The following is a 17,811-nucleotide window of genomic DNA, read 5'->3' as shown; positions in this document are numbered from 1 at the left end:
AGGAGCAATTCAGTGAATTACCCCCTAGATGTCCTCTATGTTCCCTACTAACAACTAACTACTTCATTCCGCAGAAGCAGGTGCCTCAGGCGCCGCCGGAGCTGGGGCAGAGGGCGCTTTTCTAGAAGCAGGAGGAGCGGGAGGGGCTGCAACAGGTGCGGGTTCAAACTTGGGAGCGGGAGGGGCTGCAGCGGGTCTTGGCGCTGGGGGAGCAGATTGAGCAGCTTGTCGTCGCACGCGAACTGACTCTCTAGGAGCTGATTGTCTAGGAGCTGAATTATTACTAGAATCGTAGCTTCTACGAGACGACCTTCTGCTAACGGGTTGGCTCGGAGCGGGTTCGCTGGAAGCCTGATTGTCTGAGGTACGGCGACGACGAGAACGTCTGACGGGTTGTTCTTGCTGAGGCTGAGGTTGGCTAACTGTTTCACTGCGCCGACGCCGCCTGGAACGACGAGGTTCTACTGGTGTTTCCTCGGAACGTGTAGTGCGATCGCTTCTTCTACTTCTTCTAGATGTACCTTCAGAAGACCGTTCTGACCTGTCCGACCTCTCTGAGTCAGGAACTTTTTTGGTTATTGCTCGCTTAAATCGAATTCGCTTAGCTTCAATCGTTGGCTTACGACCTTCAATTTTGTCAGGTCGGTCGGGGAAGGCTTCAACTTCCATATCTTCTACGACCTCCTTCATAAACTGACGCCAAGTTGCAGCCGCTGTAGTACTCGCACCACCGGTCGGCTTGTTGTCGTCATTGCCAAGCCACACACCGCCTACCAGTTGAGGAATATAGCCAATAAACCAGAGATCGCGAGCATCATCAGTGGTGCCAGTTTTCCCCGCAACAGGTCGCCCTAGCTGAGCCGCACGACCGGTTCCGTTAGTTACAACACTTCGCAGCATCCAGGTCATAATCGCAGCCGTTTCTTCGTCAATTGCTCGTTCACCCTTAAAGTTTTCTTCGTAAATCACCTTGCCGTGCTGGTCAAGAATCCGCCTAATGCCGTGGGGTTTAGTATGAACTCCTTTGGCGGCGAGGGTGCCGTAAGCACTCGTCATCTCTAGGAGATTCACCTCAGACGCTCCTAATGCCAGGGAGTAGGTCGAGTGAAGTTTCGATTCGATGCCCATTTTCTTTGCTACTTCGATGGTTGGCTCCCAACCGACATCAATTAACGTTTTGACGGCAACAACGTTGATTGAGGAGATGAGGGCGTCACGAATTGAAATCCAGCCTCGGAATTTTTCACTGTAGTTTTTCGGTTCGTAGCCATCGACAACGTAGGGAGCGTCTAAGTAGCCACGATTTGGAGAGATGCCTGCGGCAACAGCAGTGGTGTAAAGAAATGTTTTAAAAGTAGAACCAGGCTGACGTTGAGCCTGAGTGACCCGGTTAAATTGTTGATCGTAAAAATCTTTTCCCCCAACCATGGCTTTGATCTGACCATTACGGGGGTCAATTGCGACTAAAGCAGCTTGCTTAAACCCTTGCCAGCGACCATTTTCTTCAATGGTGTCTTTAATTGCTTCTTCAGCAGCGGCTTGCCATTCCATATTTAGAGTGGTTTCAACGGTCAAGCCTTTAGATAGCACATCTTTAGGGACGTACTTGGGTAGTTCTTGTTGAACGTATTCGGTAAAGTAGTAGGCTTTGCGGTCAAGCCGTTTGGGATTACTACGTTTTGTCGTTAGGGGGGTTGCGATCGCCGCTTGAGCTTCAGCAGGTGTCAGATATCCAACGTCCTGCATCCGTTGCAGCACGATATCACGGCGCTGTTTCGCAAGTTTTTCGTTAATAAACGGGGAGAATTCACTAGGAGCAGGAGGTAATGCCGCCAGCATCGCTATTTCTGGCACAGTTAGTTGATTGACGGTTTTACTAAAATAAACCCAAGCTGCATCCGTCACTCCATAGGCTCCTGAACCCAGATAGACCAGGTTCAAGTAACGCTCAAGAATTTGATCTTTGCTCAAATTCTCCTCAATTTTTTGCGCCATCCGCATTTCTTTGAGCTTACGCATGATGCTCTGCTCTTGGTCAAAGTAGACAATCCGCGCTAACTGCTGGGTGATTGTGCTACCGCCTTCAACAACATTCCCTGCCTGGAGGTTAGACAGCGCCGCACGGAGAACACCTTGGAAATCGACCCCATGATGGTTTTCAAAGCGTCGATCTTCAATCGCGATGAAGGCTTGAATTAAACGTTCAGGTATTTCCTGAACCTTCAGCGTCTCACGGGTGGCTGGGCCAATTTGCTGAATGATTGCGCCATCTGCGGCTTTAATCGTTACGGTGTCCTCTCGGACATACGTTAAGACATTATCTGTTGAATCAGGAACACTAGCCTCCAGCGCTTGCCAGCCTACACCTAACGCGATCGCACTACCCCCAACCCCCAACCCCAACCAAAACCAGGAGCGACGATGTAGCTGTCTTGGTCCTGTGAACTGCTCGATTACAGTGCCCGAAAGACGCTTCATCCCGTTCAGTGGGACTGCGGCTCCTTGTAGGAAGCGTGTCAAGGGCAAACGCTTTGATTTAGATAGCTTTTTCTCATCTTGTTGAACATCACTATGAGACGTCCCTTCCGGTTTCGGTACCATCGAAGCTCCCGAATTCAACTGGCTCGATAGATCTTTATTCTTTGGGATGAATTTTGACACTTCAACTCCTCAATTACACCACAAGCCACCACAACTTCTTGCTTATTTTAGGGCTTGGGATCAAAATCTGGGCTAAGTAGTAATTTTCTTTTTGCTATAAATTAAGACTCAATACCTTGAAACCCTTAGCCAGACTATGGCTCAAAGTTCTCCAAAGAATTGCATCAGTTTATGTAAGTCCTCAAGGAACGGTCTAAACAAGCCTCCTCGCTTTACAATCCTCCGGTAAAGCCGCCATTAGTCGTTAACAGTAGTTGCTGAAAATTTATAACAATGGACACAGAATCAATTGATATTTTAGGCTACATCGCGGCAACACTAACCACGATCGCTTTTTTACCCCAAGTGCTTAAAACATGGCGTTCTCGGTCAGCTAAAGATGTTTCTTTAGTAATGATGATTACCTTCAGCATCGGTGTTTTCCTCTGGCTTCTGTATGGGCTAGCAATTCAGGCAATGCCAGTTATTCTGGCAAACACCACAACCCTGATTTTGGCGTTGTTGATTGTAATTCTTAAAATTAGATATAGGTGAGACACTTTCGCTTACACTCACGCACTGCCTGTGACCCCTGTTGTATTTGCATCTGAACGCCTTCTTTTTACACCAGCCACTCCTGATGCTGGTGCGATTCCAACCATCTTTGCCTTTCCCAATGAATACAGCGTCGGGATTACTAGCCTAGGCTATCAGGTCGTGTGGGCAACACTCGCCATGCGCTCTGACATCCAGGTGAGTCGCTTGTTTACCGATTGCCATGAGCCATTACCGGGACGACCGGAATTGTTAGGCTACTCTTTATCATGGGAATTAGATTATGTCAATATATTGAATTTGCTGGAATTTCTGGAGATTCCAGTAAAGTCGGCAGAGCGTTCCTCTGACCACCCTCTCGTTTTTGGTGGTGGACCAGTGCTGACGGCAAACCCAGAACCCTTTGCGGACTTCTTTGATGTGATATTGCTAGGAGATGGGGAAAACCTCCTAGGTGATTTCATTGACGCTTACAAAGAAGTCCGCACGGCTGACCGAAAGACTCAACTGCGTCGTTTAGCGCAGGTGCCAGGGGTATATGTTCCCAGCCTATATGAGGTCATTTACCAGGAATCAACAGGTGCGATCGCATCAATTCACCCAATAGATACCGAAATTCCCGCCAAGGTAGAAAAGCAAACCTATCGGGGTAATACCTTATCCGCTTCAACAGTCGTAACTGAGAAAGCCGCTTGGGAAAACATCTACATGGTGGAAGTGGTACGTAGTTGCCCAGAGATGTGCCGCTTTTGTCTGGCGAGTTATCTAACATTACCGTTTCGGACAGCAAGTTTGGAAGATTCCTTAATTCCTGCGATTAAGCGGGGGTTAGAGGTAACTGACCGCATCGGCTTATTGGGCGCATCAGTTACCCAACATCCAGAGTTTGAACAGTTGCTAGATTTCTTGAATCAGCCTCAGTATGAAAACGTGCGGCTGAGTATTGCTTCAGTACGGACGAACACAGTAACGCAGAAGCTAGCAGAAACCCTCGCCAAACGAGACACCCGCTCAATCACGATCGCGGTTGAAAGTGGTTCAGAACGGTTGCGGCAGATTATCAACAAGAAGCTGACGAATCAAGAAATTATCCAAGCGGCAATCAATGCAAAAGCTGGTGGATTAAAAAGTCTCAAACTCTACGGCATGGTGGGTGTTCCCGGTGAAGAGATGTCAGACGTGGAGCAGACAGTGGCGATGATGAAAGACATCAAAAAAGCGGTTCCTGGTTTACGATTAACGCTGGGTTGCAGTACGTTTGTCCCAAAAGCCCATACTCCGTTTCAGTGGTTTGGTGTAAAGCCTGATGCAGAGAAGCGACTGAAGTTTTTGCAGAAAAATTTGCGATCGCAAGGCATGGAGTTTCGCCCGGAAAGCTATAACTGGTCAGTGATTCAGGCATTGATATCAAGAGGCGATCGCCGTCTCTCCCCTCTTTTGGAACTAACACGACATTACGGTGACTCTGTCGGTAGTTTCCGCCGTGCCTTCAAGGAGTTACGAGGACAACTACCGGAACTTGACTTCTACGTCCATGCTGACTGGTCAACTGATCAAATATTGCCTTGGAGTCACTTACAAGGACCACTTCCTCAAGCCACGTTACTCAAGCACTTGGATACCGCTAAATCTCACTTCGAGCCACCTCTAGCTGTTAGCATTCGATGATAAAATTTCAACCTTAGAGTCATGACCCAGAGCGTAAACCCTAGTGTTAAACTTCCTCCTCCGTTTCCCGACCACACCCAATTGCCAGAGTCGGATGGAACGTTTGTGAAGAACTTCCAGGAGCATCCGCAAAGCTTAATTCTCACCGACTCGATTGGACTCGTTTTGCAGCAGCTACATCCTGATGGACAATATGCGATCGGGCAAGACTGCGGCATCTACTGGCGAGAGACTGAACCTCCTGAAAAAGGGGCAGAGGCACCTGATTGGTTTTATGTTCCGAATGTGCCACCCAATCTTGATGGTCAGATTCGGCGATCTTATGTGCTTTGGCGGGAACATATAAAGCCGTTGATTGCTTTAGAGTTTGCGAGTGGTAATGGTGAAGAAGAACGCGATCGCACTCCTTTATCTCGCTCTATTGAAGGAGAGGCAAGGAAACCAGGGAAGTTTTGGGTGTATGAGCGTATTATCGGGATTCCCTACTACGGCATCTACGAAATCAACAATGGCAAACTAGAAGTCTATATTTTGGTGGGTGGACAGTATCAGAAGTTAACGCCAAATGACCGAGGGCATTATCCAATTGAACCCCTAGCTGTGGAATTGGGGTTATGGCAAGGAAGCTATCAAAATCAAACCCAACTCTGGCTACGGTGGTGGGATGAGCAAGGGAATCTATTATTGATTGGCGATGAACGAGCCGAACTGGAGCGATCGCGAACTGAACAAGAACGGCAACGCGCCGAACAAGAGCGACAACGCGCTGAGAGTGTAGAGCAGACGCGAATGGATGCAATACCTCGGTTATTATCAATGGGTTTGACTGTGGAACAGGTGGCAGAGGCGTTGAGTTTGTCTGTTGAGGAAGTTAGGCAAACGAGTACAGGATTTTGAATTGCTTCATCCCATCAATCTATAAAGACTGCTCCTCGCTGCATCAACTCAAGCTTCATCGTGTTAGACAGTCCTAAATTGTTGCCAAAGTAAGCCTTTTCCACATTGGCACTTCCCAGTTCAACTTGCTTGAGGTCAGCACCTTGCAGATTCGCCTCACTAAGATTCACCTCACTGAGTTCTGCCTGTTGAAGCAAAGCCCCGCTCAAATTCGCACCGCTTAGGTTAGCCTTTGGTAAATACGCACTGCACAAATTCGCACCGCTCAAGTTGGCACCACTTAAGTTCGCACGGGGTAGCATCGTCCGCAAATCTGCTCCCTGAAGATTAGCACCCCGCAAGTCAGCATCCCGGAGATTAGCATTAATCAGACTGACCTCGCTGAGGTCAGCGCCACTCAAGTTGGCACGACTCAAGTCAGCATACACAAAGTTAGCACCACAAAGGATTGCCTTACTTAAGTCAGCCTGTTTCAAGTTAGCGAGACTGAGATTCACGCCAGTGAGATTGGCGTGGCGAAAATCTACACCAGTGAGTTCTGCACGCTTGAAATTGACGCGCCTCAGGTCAGTACCAGCAAAATCCTCAAGAGGGTTTCGACCAAGAATTTTCGCTAACTCAAAAAAGTCGTCTATACCTGAAGCAATAACGCGCTGGATGTCAGCTTGCAGTGTGTTGCTGAATTTTCCATCAGTCATACATTAAACGATTAGATCAGTAAGGTTTAACGTAGGCAAGCAAAGCTATTAAAAATCCTTATCGCAAAACCAATCAGATGCGATCGCTCTAAACAAATTCTCCTTTTGCAACCATCATCACCTTACCACCGACCAACACTTCTATCGTGTTTTCCTTCTTCTGCGCCTTGAGTAATAACAGAGAGGGTCTACCCATTTCATAACCCTGCTCAACACGCACATCCACAGCCTTTTCTCCAAAGTAGGAATACTCAAGCAAATACCCCGCCAAACAACCATTTGCACTCCCCGTTGCTGGGTCTTCTGGAATCCCTAAATATTCAGCAAATACCCGAACGCTCAGATTATTCTCCGGTGAGTAGGTTTCTGGACAAAACACGAGGATTTCTTTTGCTTCAGTTTTCTCTACGAACTCAAAGTATTTATCCCTATTGACACGAATTCGTTTAAGAGATTCATGGGTTTTCAAAGGGACAATAATAAACGGAACTCCTGTAGACACTTCTTGAATAGGAAAACGAGAATCAATCTCATCTTGCTCTAAACCCAAAACTACAGCTAGGGCAGAAGCATCAAGTTTTTGATGAAAGGTAGGTGGATTTTGACGCATCCATAGGACTTCACCAGCCTCTTCCGAATTGTGCCAAGTTACAGGAATTTGCCCGACCTTTAAGTTTAAACTAACGGTTTCAACAGATTGTTTGATAACTTCTTGTTGAATAATATAGGCAGTACCTAAAGTCGGATGACCCGCAAAAGGCAGTTCTTTCGCAGGTGTAAAAATCCGTACATTATACCCTCCCTCTTGCACCTCTGTAGATGTAATAAAAGTCGTTTCTGAATAATTCATCTCTTTAGCAAACGTTTGCATTTGAGCTTCAGAAAGATGAGCAGCATCCGTGAAAACGGCTAGTTGATTACCTGAATATTTTTCGACGGCAAAGACATCAACAATATAAAAAGTTAGTCTCTTCATTTTCGTGATTTTATAGATTCACTATGACGAAATGAACAACTGGAGTCTGTTGGGTGCAAATTGGGGATCACTCTAAAAAAAACGCTAAAGTGCCGCATTAGGTTACTTATTGGGATCATCCTCAAGATTGATCTATTGATCCCCGATGTCTATATAATGTAGTACTGTTCATCAGTCAGTGTGCATTTTACATTAAGATTTCACTGCTCATGTCATTTTTCGGACTTGTTCGAGTAACTTCCTGGGTTAGCTGTTTTCTGGCATCTAGCCAAGGGTTATTTAGGGTACCTGATTACCTCAATAATGCTAGCCCTACCGGAGTTTTATCGGTTGTTAGTAGCCCAATTGAATTACCAAATCCTCGACTTTTTCCATCACCGCTCTACCCAGAAATTTGGTCTTCTAAATTAGCTGTTGCAGCGGTTCCTAACATTGGATTTCAGTTCGGGTTAGGTACTTCTGAGTATCAGCCCCAGCCAAAAGAAGTCGCTGTTCGCCCTCCCTCTCGTGTTCATGGAACGGACAATAGATTGTGTTCCCCTCACTCAAATTCAGCAGAAAATTTCCAACCCATTGCAACCCATCAATTATCTTCATCGGCTTCGTGGAGTGAAGTGTCGTACCGAGAGCAATCTAAAGCAACACTTCCTCAGCAGATTTTGCAGGTGATGCAGAATCTATTACCTTGGCGCCAGCGTGCTGAATCAGCGGAAAAAGCCCTAATATCTTCGATTGTTGTTGTCACTACTCAGGCTTCAGAACGAGTTGGGAATCAAGAAAATAGAGTAGGACGAAGTATACGGCGAGGCTTTTGGCATTCCTCGCAACGGCAAAAGAATCAAGCTGTTGCGGCTGTTTCCCAAAATGAGGCGAAGCAGTTTCAAGTCTGGGTGAAGGGACAGTTAATTGCCCAACTTCCTAAGCAGCAGCAAGCTAATTTAATCGCTCAACGTCTGAAGCGGCTCTTGTCTGACCCATCGTTGGATACCTCTTTAATTGAGCCGACACGCTTTGATGGTTCACCTGCGATAAAAATTGGCGATCGCATTTTATTTAAAGTTAGCCAACACCTAGCGACAGACTTAAACCGCAATGGCGAACTACTTGCAATTGAATGGGCAAACAATCTCCGTCTTGTATTGGGAAAAGCTCCTTTGAAGCTAGCAGCAGCACAGAGGCAACTGCATAACTTAGTCGAAACATCAAAAACATTTGAAGGACAGGCTTCCTGGTACGGCAGCTATTTTCATGGTCGTCTCACTGCAACAGGAGAAACCTACAATCAGCACGAACTCACAGCCGCTCATCCCTCCTTACCATTTAATACTTATCTCAAAGTAAGAAACCTAGAAAACGATGAGTCTGTAATTGTCCGCATTAATGATCGAGGTCCCTATGTCCCTGATCGGACTTTAGATTTATCACGGGAAGCTGCTCGTTGCATTAATGGAGAAAAAGCAGGCATTATGCCCATTGAAGCCGTCATTATGGAACAACCCTCAACCCCATCCGAGCAATTCCTGGTTAACAATTTCTTATTTACGAAGTAGGCACCATGAGATAAAAGCTTACGAACGTTGAGAGGAAAATTTTCCTCCCCTGCTCCCGCTGCTATTTTCAGATTAGGCACATGAGACGAAAGCTCACAACAAATGGATGAAAATCCCTACAACCTACAACCTAACCCCCAACACCTATTTTCAGATTAGTTTGTTCTCAGCCTTCAACTTTTTCTTGCCCCGTTGAGCGAAGACAGCGAATTGCCTCTAGTAAGCCTCGCGCTTTATTGAGAGTTTCTTCGTATTCTTTTTCTGGGTCAGAATCAGCAACCAAACCAGCACCTGCTTGAACAGAGACAGTATGCTGACCAGAGTCTTGCAGGCGAACAATCATTGTACGAATCGTAATCGCACTGTTGAGCTGACCCTCAAAATCGTAGCAACCATATACTCCAGAGTAGGGACCACGACGCTCCTGCTCTAGTTCGTGAATAATTTCCATTGCCCGAATCTTGGGCGCACCGCTGACGGTACCAGCAGGAAAGCAGGCTTTGAGTAAATCCCAAGTGGTTTTATTTTCGTCGAGTTCTCCCACGACATTGCTGACAATATGCATGACATGGGAGTAGCGCTCAATTACCATCAGTTGATCAACACTCACTGTCCCAGCCTTACAAGCGCGTCCTAGGTCATTACGACCTAAGTCAACGAGCATGACATGTTCAGCAATCTCTTTTGGGTCTTTGAGTAACTCCTCTGCTAAAGCCTCATCTTCTTGAAGGGTCTGACCTCGGCGTCTTGTCCCGGCAATCGGTCGCAAGGTTGCCTGGAGTCCCCCGTGAGGTGAGGTGGTTGCCTTAACCATCACTTCTGGACTAGAGCCAATAATTTGCCAATCCCCAAAGTTGAAATATGCCATGTAAGGCGAGGGATTAATTAGCCGCAGAGAACGGTAAAGGGCAAAGGGGTCACCACTGTAGTCTGCCGAGAGGCGCTGGGACAGCACAACTTGAAAGATGTCTCCGGCACGGATGTAATCTTTCGCTTTTTCGACATTCGTGCAGAATTGAGAGGCTTCTGTGTTGCTCGTATAAGACAACTCCTGAGTCGCGCTTTCTGGAGGTGTCCACTCTAGTACCGTGTCTTTGCCAGATAAGGGGAGTTGAAGTTTGTTGACCAACGCCTGGACGCGATCGCACGCTTGTTGATACGCTTGCTCTAAATTCCCATCCGATCCTCGCAAATCCGCGTATGCGATCGCCCAAATCTTACGCTTCACCTGATCAAAAATAATCAGATTGTCCACCTGCATCCATAACCCATCCGGTAAGTCCTGCTCAGAAGGTGGATAGACAGGAACACGCGATTCCACCCAGCGAATCAGCTCATAACCCCAGAAACCAAATAAACCGCCAATTCCCGGCGGTAGTTGGGGCAATTTTACGGGCTGATAAGGTTTCAAACAATCGGCTAGGGTTTCAAAAGGGTCGCCCTCAAACACCGTAACCGAAGCATCGCGATGCGTCTGAGTTGTGCGTTCTCCTCTTGTTTCCAATACCCACAACGGGTCACATCCTAAAAAACTGTAACGTCCTAGATTCTCGCCACCTTCTACCGATTCCAACAAAAAGCTGTAAGGCTGACCCGCACAAACTTTATACCAAGCTGATACGGGTGTCTCCAAGTCCGCTACCCACTCTTGGTAAACCGGAACAAAATTACCCTGTTGAGCCAGTGCTGAAAATTGAGAAAAATCTGGGAGAATCATCCGTTTGCTAGGGGCTAGGGGGTTGAGGCTAGAGCGTGGGGACTAGAGGGTTAGGGCTAGAGGGAATAGAGATAGAGGCTATTCACCATAATCTCTAAATTTTTCCTCTTTCCCCAGTCCCTAAGTCCCCAGTTCCTAGTCCCTCAGATTAGACGATATCGTAGGGTTTCTGCCCACTGAACTTGACCGTAGCTGGTTCTACATTGCTACCGATATTGCGCTCTCTCTTCCCGACATAAGGACGTCCTGGATTGACCTTCTCAGGGAAAACGCCATCGTTAGGATGCAGATACTGGATTTCACCATTAGGGTAAATCCGGTAAATCTTGTAGTTGTTGATTTTGAATTTTGCCCGCAATTGCTGACCGCCTAAGGCGATGCAGTATTCTTTGCGAGCCAAATACAGCAAGTTGTCACCTTGACGCATTGTAGCCGCGCCACCAGTCGGCAATTCAAATACTTGCTCTTTGGGGCTAGTCCAGGTGATTGCGTACTTTTCTTCCACTTTGGCTTTGGTCAGCAATCCGCCAGTACCGCCACCAAAGAGAGGAGCTTGTCCAGTAAGGGTGTCTACCATACTATTTTTTTCCACCTTATTAAGGGCATTTAGGGAATGCTATCACCGAGGTCACACCTGTCTTGCCACTCTGTCAAGAACTGTTACAGTTCGTTGGTTGGTTATTGGTTGTTGGTTGTTGGTTGTTGGTTGTTGGTTGCAGAGAAATGATGAATATCACCTTAGCTTTTTGGCTGTAGTCCGTTGTCGGTTTCTGACTGATTTTTGGCGGCTGAGCGTTTGTTACGAGGTGTGACTCTTTGAATGCTGGGTTTTGAGGGCTTTGATTCTACGGGACGGGGGCTAATTGGGACAGTGAAGTGAAACTGACTGCCTTGGTCTTTGCCTGCGGAGTCTGCCCAAATTTCACCACCCCAACCTTTGACAATCTGACGACAAATTGCCAAGCCTAGACCTGTTCCACCAGCGGTTCGTCGCAGCGCTCCTTCTTCCTGATAGAAACGGTCAAAGACAGCTTCCAGTCGATTGGGTTCAATGCCTCGGCCTGTATCGGCTACAGTAACTTCTAGCATGAGACCGCCGTTAGATTTGGTCGCGATTGTGACTTGCCCTTGAGGGGTTGTAAATTTACAAGCATTGTCCAGAAGCTTAGCTAGAGCTTCGACCAGCCACTCGCCATCTGCTCGGACAAGCGGGAGGTCTTCTGGCACTTGTGCAGTAATTTGCGGTCGCTCCTCTTCAGACCGACGCGCTCGGATATTGCTGAGCGCGAGGTCGATGCACTCTTGCAAGGAAAGGGCTTCCGGGTGCCATTCCACACGACCGCTTTCTAGGCGAGAAAGGGTAAGGAAGTCTTGAACCAGCTTCCGCATCCGTTCAGCGTCAGCAAGAGCAGTGTTGAGCATTACCTGACGTAATTCTGGAGACATATCAGGTTCAGTGGCGAGACTTTCTAAGCAAACCTGAATGGTAGACAGAGGTGTGCGTAGTTCGTGACCTGTGATGGCAACTAAATTGCTACGAGTACGGTCAAGGGCTTCTAGTTGCTGGTTTAAGTCTTCGAGGTTAGCGTAGGCTTCGGCTTGAATGAGGGCAACACCGACTTGAGTTGCGATCGCTTCTACCAGTGACAATTCATCTTCTTTCCACCGATAAGGCGTTGTCCCACAATGGTGTAACTCTACCATTCCTAGTAACTGACCCTGATACAGTACAGGTACCAGCAGAAGCGATCGTATGGAAAACTGTTGTGCCAGATTCTTCAAGTAGGATGACGAATCGCGAGTTTCATCGGACGGCTGCGCTAACCCCTCTGGAGCTGAGTTGTTTCCTTGACGCTGTCGGCGCACATTCCGTTGACGCGGTTGCTCTGAACCACTGGAATCTTTACTGGGTAACGTAGCGCCATTAGAATTTTCCCTTGGGAGGTCGCCCTGCGGCTTGAGTAATTCTTCAGTGCCATCAAGCCATGTTTCTACCTGTGTGTTTTCTACATAGATGAATTCTCGACGCTGGACAACCGCTTGAAATAGGTGATTATCTTGCAGCCGCCAAGTTTGCCCTAGTGCAGGAGCAAGAGATATTTCACCACTATCCCCAGTTTTGAGAAATTCATGGGTAATCGTCGCCACAGCATCTGTTGCTTTACAGCGATAAATCAGACAACGACACGATTCGAGCGCTTGTCCCAATTCCCGCACCGCGACTTCAAGAATTTCATCAGGATTCAGGCTACGTCGAATTGCCGCCGTAATTGAGTTCACCATGCGCTCTTTCTGTTCTTGAGCGGAGATTGAGCGATAGGCTTTGAGCAACTTGTACTGACCCGCTTGTAAGTAAGTCACCAGACGTTGGACAAAGGGGTCGGGATTAGGAGCATCTCGTAGCGATGGCGAAACAGTTTCTCCCCTGAAGGACAAATCTCCTACATATAAAGATTTTGCCTCTGCAATCTTGGTCGTCAGTTCAGGTCGGTAAGCCTCAATGCGAGTCAACAGTAAATCAGCGGCTTTCCTACTAACGTTTCGGTCAAACGTCCAAATTCCCTCAAAGCGGCGAGACGGGTCCATCTCCATATTTGTGCTGTCTATGGGGGCGAATCGTTCCCGACAAATCAAGCAGTTAGCGTACAGTTGCCCAATTACGACTAAATGCCACTCTTGAGAGAGGGCATCTCCAGGCTCAAAGGCAACAGTCTCGTAATAGTCCGAGCTATTCTTAAAGTCGGTTTCCGGTGCTGCCAGCACATAGACTTGAGAAGTTTGTTCGGCAATTCGTCGATATCGGTGCGCTTCTTGACGATAGAAGCGCTCTCGCTGGAAACTGGCAATCACCAAAGGCTGCTCCGCTCCCGCTAAGACCTGATCTTCCATAGCATGGGAGAGTGCAGTCAAAGAAGACTTGAAATAAACTTGCTGCCGCAGGTGGGGCATGGCTTCCAGTAAGTCAGCCAGCACGGAAGTCGTGATGATCATCAATCAGTTTTTTTAGCTTTGTCCAGGCATATCGACGTGATTCGGCACCCATGAGCTAGGTGACGAGGTTTTTCATAATGAGCGGGTTACTTCATTCGCATCAGTTTGTCTAGAGAGAGTGTGTTAGCTAATCGGTTGTCAGTCGAGATCGCTTGCGCCTATTAGACTACACCCCGATTCACTAACGCTTTTCGAGTGTCAGCACAAGCTCAGCAGATTTGCGCTGTAGACGTGGCTAACGTCTTTAGCACCAGTGCCTCGCCTTGCCACGACTAACATGCTTAGCGTGCTAGCCATTATAGTTATGCCGTAGAAATCGCCCTTGGTAGTGCAGATTTTGCTACCTGCTCTATCAACTTATCGTACAAAATAAAGGATAATTCCCCACTAGCTTGTTCACAACGGTTTGTAACTGCTACAAAAAATTAACGTAGGTTATGTAATTGGCACTTAAGAGCCAAGATAGGCACCACTCTTCACTTGTGTACAAATCAACGACAATCTTGAACCCCACTTGGGAAAGAAAGAAACACTAAAAGATTTCGTTTGAGATCAGATACTTAACATTCTTTAACTTAATTGGCTTGAATCACTTAATCACTTAATCACTTCATCATTTTGTCGCCTGTTCAAAGAAGTAGGGTTGCGATCGCACTTTTTCTACACCCATAACAGAAACCCCACTTGCGAGAAGCGGGGCGACTAGTAGTAACGATGAAATTAATGATCCAGCCGTGCTGAAAGCTTTTTTAGCCTGGGTTTTTAGGAGGCTGAGACTGAAGTTGATTAAGTTTGTTTTGTGCTGATAGCAGTAAGTTTTGAGCTTCTAAATAAGCCGTCGTACCGTTTTGAACTCTTTTGAGTTTATCAATAATGCTCTGTAGCTGACTAATAGTGCGATTGCGATCTAGAGATTGGGCATCGGTAGGAGTATTAGCCAACAAGTTTTCAATTTGGCGTTGTGCTGACCCCAGCGCATATACAGAAGTTTCCTCAGCTTGTCGTCGTATCCGTACTTGTCCCAAGTTTGTGTTGTACTGTGCTAGCAATCGCTGTGCTTCAGCATAGCCTGTAAGATCATCTTGAGGAATCTGCTCAAGCCGAGCAATTGCTTGCTGCCATAACTTTTCCACTTGTTCCCACTCTGCAACAGTATGCGGTGGATTTTGACCCGCTTTAGCTGCTTGCCAAGAAAACTGTTGCGCCCCTAGAATTAGCGTACTCATGCGCTCGTTCCCAGCAGCAAGCCCAACAACTTCTTGAAAATCACGTTGGTAGCTTTCTAATTTGGCTTGTGTCGTTTTTCCTGCCAAAGTGGAGCCAGGAACTTGCTTTAGTTGGTCGATTGCTGAACGCCAAGATGCGATCGCAATTTGTTTATCGGTTGGTGTTGCTGCCTGTTGATACTGCTGTTTGGCTTTATTCAGAGCAAGTTCACTGTCTGTGAGCAACGTCTGGGCATTTTGTTCTTGAAACACTTTGGCTTCTAGTTGCCCAACCTTAGTACGGGCGGAATTAAATCCGTAGATGCTAAACCGCGAGTCATACCACCAATATCTATACTCTGGCAAATCGTTTAAGAACCCAATTGGTAGAGCATTGAGATGCTTTTGTGCCTCTTTGACCTTTTTTGCTCCCATATCCAAGTCGGCTGGACTAGTGGGGTTGTCAATTAGTTGTTGGGCTTGTTGAACCGAAGCGATCGCTTGCCGGAAGTTCTCGTCTAAGCTCATATAGCTAGGTACCAGCAAAATTGGCGCAGTCCGTGCCACTGGGCGACGAATGACTGGATAAGGCAGGTTCGCCACCCAAACCGCACCCACAGGAATACCGAGTAGTATCGCTGCCCAAATAAGTTTGCTAAATATACGGGGCTTCGCTTTTACGGGTTGGGCTTGTGGTTGCTTGTGAGGGTAAGTGGCATAGTATTTTGCCTCTGCTTCTTTTTCCAGCTCAGCGAGTGATTTTGGTTTCTGGGGTGGTGCTGGCGACTTCAGCACGACTGGCTGTGTACTTTTGATAGACGGGTCAATTCCAGAGGTAGTATGAGTATTTCGGCGCAGGAATTTGAAGGGTAGAGAGTTGAAGCCAACCATAAAATATACCAAACATCAATGTAAGTATTCCCTTTAGTAGATGCGTTCTAACACCTTCAGTTTATTGAGCGGTGGGAATTGCTACGTGTTGATTTGGTGAAGGATTACGTGTTGATTTGGTAAAGACAATCAGCCGTTATCTGTTACTTGCGTTCAGGAAGGGCAATGCTAGTGCCAAGTGCTACAAACACACTGCCAGTGAACCATTGCTGGAATTGCGAGAAGCGAGGGCGGGTTTGGAGCCAGTCACCGAAGGAACCGGATAATAAGGCAACTGTTGTGTTTACGATTGTCCCTGTCGTACTAAACAAAGCTCCTAAAACAGCAATCTGCAAAGCTACTGAACCTTGTGAAGGGTTGGCAAACTGAGGTAAAAAGGCGATGAAGAAAAGGGCGACTTTGGGGTTGAGGACACTGGTTGCGATCGCTTGTGAAAAAATCCGCCTCAGACTAGCATCGGTGAGCGTTGTTAAAGAGCTATTGTGTTCATTCTTCAAAATCATCCGAACGCCCAGGTAGATTAAATACGCAGCACCTACATACTTCACCACACTGTAGGCAATCGCTGAAGACATTAACAGCGCTGAAAGTCCAAGTGCAGCCGCCAACGTATGTACTAAGTTACCGACACCAATTCCGATTGCCGAGACAACACCTGCTTTGCGCCCTTGTCCTAGGCTACGTGTGGTGACGTACAACATATTCGGTCCCGGTGTCACGTTCAGAGTCAAGGCAGCAATCATAAAAACTGCTAGGGCAGTTGTATCTGTCATGGTTTTCTACATCAGCTTAGATGTGTAGGAGCTTACTATTTACGCTCAGGAAGGGCAATGCTTGTGCCAAGTGCAACGAACACACTGCCAGTGAACCATTGCTGGAATTGCGAGAAGCGAGGGCGGGTTTGCAGCCAGTCACCGAAGGAACCAGATAATAAGGCAACGCTTGTGTTGACAATCGTTCCGGTTGTACTAAACAAAGCTCCTAAAACAGCAATCTGCAAAGCTACTGAACCTTGTGAAGGGTTGGCAAATTGCGGCAAGAAGGCAATGAAGAAAATTGCTACTTTCGGGTTGAGGACACTGGTTGCGATCGCTTGTGAAAAAATCCGCCTCAGACTGGCGTTCGCAAGTGTTGCTAATGATTGACTGCGTTTCTGACTCAAAATCATCCGAACGCCCAGGTAGATCAAATACGCAGCACCCACGTACTTCACCACACTGTAGGCAATCGCTGAAGACATTAACAGTGCTGAAAGTCCAACAGCAGCAGCTAGAGTATGCACTAAGGCACCAATACCAATCCCAATTGCCGAAAGAACACCTGCTTTGCGCCCTTGTCCAAGACTACGGGCAATGACATAGAGCATATCTGGTCCCGGAGTCACATTTAAAGTTAGGGCTGCAATCAAAAACAAAGTTAGGGAGGTTGTATCAGGCATGGTTTTTCCTACTGGCTATAAGAAGATTGGCGTTGCATAATCCTGTAATAAATTGTCTTCTGTAGGAGCGCTGCGTCTTGCACCCTCAGGATTTCTGGCATCCATGCAACAGATAGTAGGGATGTATGGCATAAGCCCCTAAAGTTTTACACCTCTTCCGTGCGATGCCAAAAGAGCAATATCTCGTTTTGAATGAGTGCTGAGATAGCGATCGCAACACCAGCAATGTTCCCCAGTCCAACTGTTGCGGAAAGCGCTGCGGCTAATGCCTGAAAATGGCTGACTTCTCCAGGTTCATCAGGGTTGTCATAGTGTCCTCGCACAACATCAAGGGCATGACGGAAGGCGCGGATATTCACAAACTTCATTCTTAAGGTGAAGAAAATCGCACCCACCAGCAGCCACAGCACCACCAAAGGCATACCAGCGATGTCGAAGAAGATAATTTTTTCCAACGCTGCCACAATTGCAGCAAACACGGTATCTATTGCACCGAGAAACACACCAGGGGCAGTGGCTTCAGCCGCTAGAGCGGTTCCGGGTAAAGCAAGCACTAGCGCCAGAGCAAGCCAAGCGCGTCTCATC

General features: G+C 47.2%; 13 protein-coding genes and 1 pseudogene. 4 read left to right on the top strand and 10 right to left on the bottom strand.

Features of this window, described 5'->3' with window-relative positions:
* Positions 1–63 precede the first annotated feature (63 nt).
* Positions 64–2,601 (bottom strand): transglycosylase domain-containing protein, encoded by a 2,538-nt coding sequence (locus AC5JL3_RS02700; RefSeq protein WP_496073022.1) that lies wholly within the window; start codon positions 2,599–2,601, stop codon positions 64–66.
* 333 nt (positions 2,602–2,934) lie between these two features.
* Here AC5JL3_RS02700 and AC5JL3_RS02695 point away from each other — a divergent pair, with 333 nt between their 5' ends.
* The 3 genes from AC5JL3_RS02695 to AC5JL3_RS02685 are packed head-to-tail and all read left to right on the top strand — an operon-like array spanning position 2,935 to position 5,760.
* Positions 2,935–3,195 (top strand): SemiSWEET family sugar transporter, encoded by a 261-nt coding sequence (locus tag AC5JL3_RS02695; RefSeq protein WP_496073021.1) that lies wholly within the window; start codon positions 2,935–2,937, stop codon positions 3,193–3,195.
* Between the two features lie 30 nt (positions 3,196–3,225).
* Positions 3,226–4,863, top strand: a complete 1,638-nt coding sequence (locus AC5JL3_RS02690; protein WP_496073020.1) for a B12-binding domain-containing radical SAM protein — start codon at positions 3,226–3,228, stop codon at positions 4,861–4,863.
* Positions 4,864–4,884: 21 nt separating this feature from the next.
* Positions 4,885–5,760, top strand: coding sequence for a Uma2 family endonuclease (locus AC5JL3_RS02685; protein ID WP_496073019.1), 876 nt, complete (start codon positions 4,885–4,887; stop codon positions 5,758–5,760).
* Positions 5,761–5,774: 14 nt separating this feature from the next.
* On the opposite strand, the gene AC5JL3_RS02680 is transcribed toward AC5JL3_RS02685, so the two are convergent.
* Positions 5,775–6,458, bottom strand: a complete 684-nt coding sequence (locus AC5JL3_RS02680) for a pentapeptide repeat-containing protein (protein ID WP_496073018.1) — start codon at positions 6,456–6,458, stop codon at positions 5,775–5,777.
* 88 nt (positions 6,459–6,546) lie between these two features.
* The gene (locus tag AC5JL3_RS02675; RefSeq protein WP_496073017.1) at positions 6,547–7,434 is read right to left on the bottom strand and encodes a PhzF family phenazine biosynthesis protein; all 888 of its coding nucleotides are present in this window, start codon (positions 7,432–7,434) and stop codon (positions 6,547–6,549) included.
* Positions 7,435–7,643: 209 nt separating this feature from the next.
* On the opposite strand from AC5JL3_RS02675, the gene AC5JL3_RS02670 reads away from it, so the two are divergent.
* Entirely contained in the window at positions 7,644–8,984 is a 1,341-nt protein-coding gene (locus AC5JL3_RS02670) for a septal ring lytic transglycosylase RlpA family protein (RefSeq protein ID WP_496073016.1), read from the top strand.
* Positions 8,985–9,150: 166 nt separating this feature from the next.
* Here AC5JL3_RS02670 and trpE read toward each other — a convergent pair whose 3' ends face one another.
* From trpE to AC5JL3_RS02635, 7 genes and pseudogenes are all read right to left on the bottom strand, one after another.
* The gene (gene trpE / locus AC5JL3_RS02665; protein WP_496073015.1) at positions 9,151–10,701 is read right to left on the bottom strand and encodes an anthranilate synthase component I; all 1,551 of its coding nucleotides are present in this window, start codon (positions 10,699–10,701) and stop codon (positions 9,151–9,153) included.
* Positions 10,702–10,849: 148 nt separating this feature from the next.
* A complete protein-coding gene (gene psaD / locus AC5JL3_RS02660) occupies positions 10,850–11,278 on the bottom strand; it encodes a photosystem I reaction center subunit II (RefSeq protein ID WP_496073014.1) in 429 nt (142 codons plus the stop codon).
* Positions 11,279–11,439: 161 nt separating this feature from the next.
* Positions 11,440–13,692, bottom strand: a complete 2,253-nt coding sequence (locus AC5JL3_RS02655) for a DICT sensory domain-containing protein (RefSeq protein ID WP_496073013.1) — start codon at positions 13,690–13,692, stop codon at positions 11,440–11,442.
* 749 nt (positions 13,693–14,441) lie between these two features.
* Complete coding sequence (locus tag AC5JL3_RS02650; protein WP_496073012.1) at positions 14,442–15,788, bottom strand: hypothetical protein; 1,347 nt, start codon at positions 15,786–15,788, stop codon at positions 14,442–14,444.
* A gap of 143 nt (positions 15,789–15,931) precedes the next feature.
* Entirely contained in the window at positions 15,932–16,561 is a 630-nt protein-coding gene (locus AC5JL3_RS02645; RefSeq protein WP_496073011.1) for a LysE family translocator, read from the bottom strand.
* 35 nt (positions 16,562–16,596) lie between these two features.
* Positions 16,597–17,226: a LysE family translocator gene (locus AC5JL3_RS02640; protein ID WP_496073010.1), complete on the bottom strand. Its 630-nt coding sequence runs from the start codon at positions 17,224–17,226 to the stop codon at positions 16,597–16,599.
* Between the two features lie 200 nt (positions 17,227–17,426).
* A pseudogene (locus AC5JL3_RS02635) lies at positions 17,427–17,810 on the bottom strand (alanine:cation symporter family protein); the annotation flags it as partial.
* Between the last annotated feature and the right edge of the window lies 1 nt (position 17,811).

This window comes from Symplocastrum torsivum (assembly GCF_059505465.1).
Note: the sequence above shows the minus strand (reverse complement) of the source record. Positions and strands in the feature narration are given on the sequence as shown.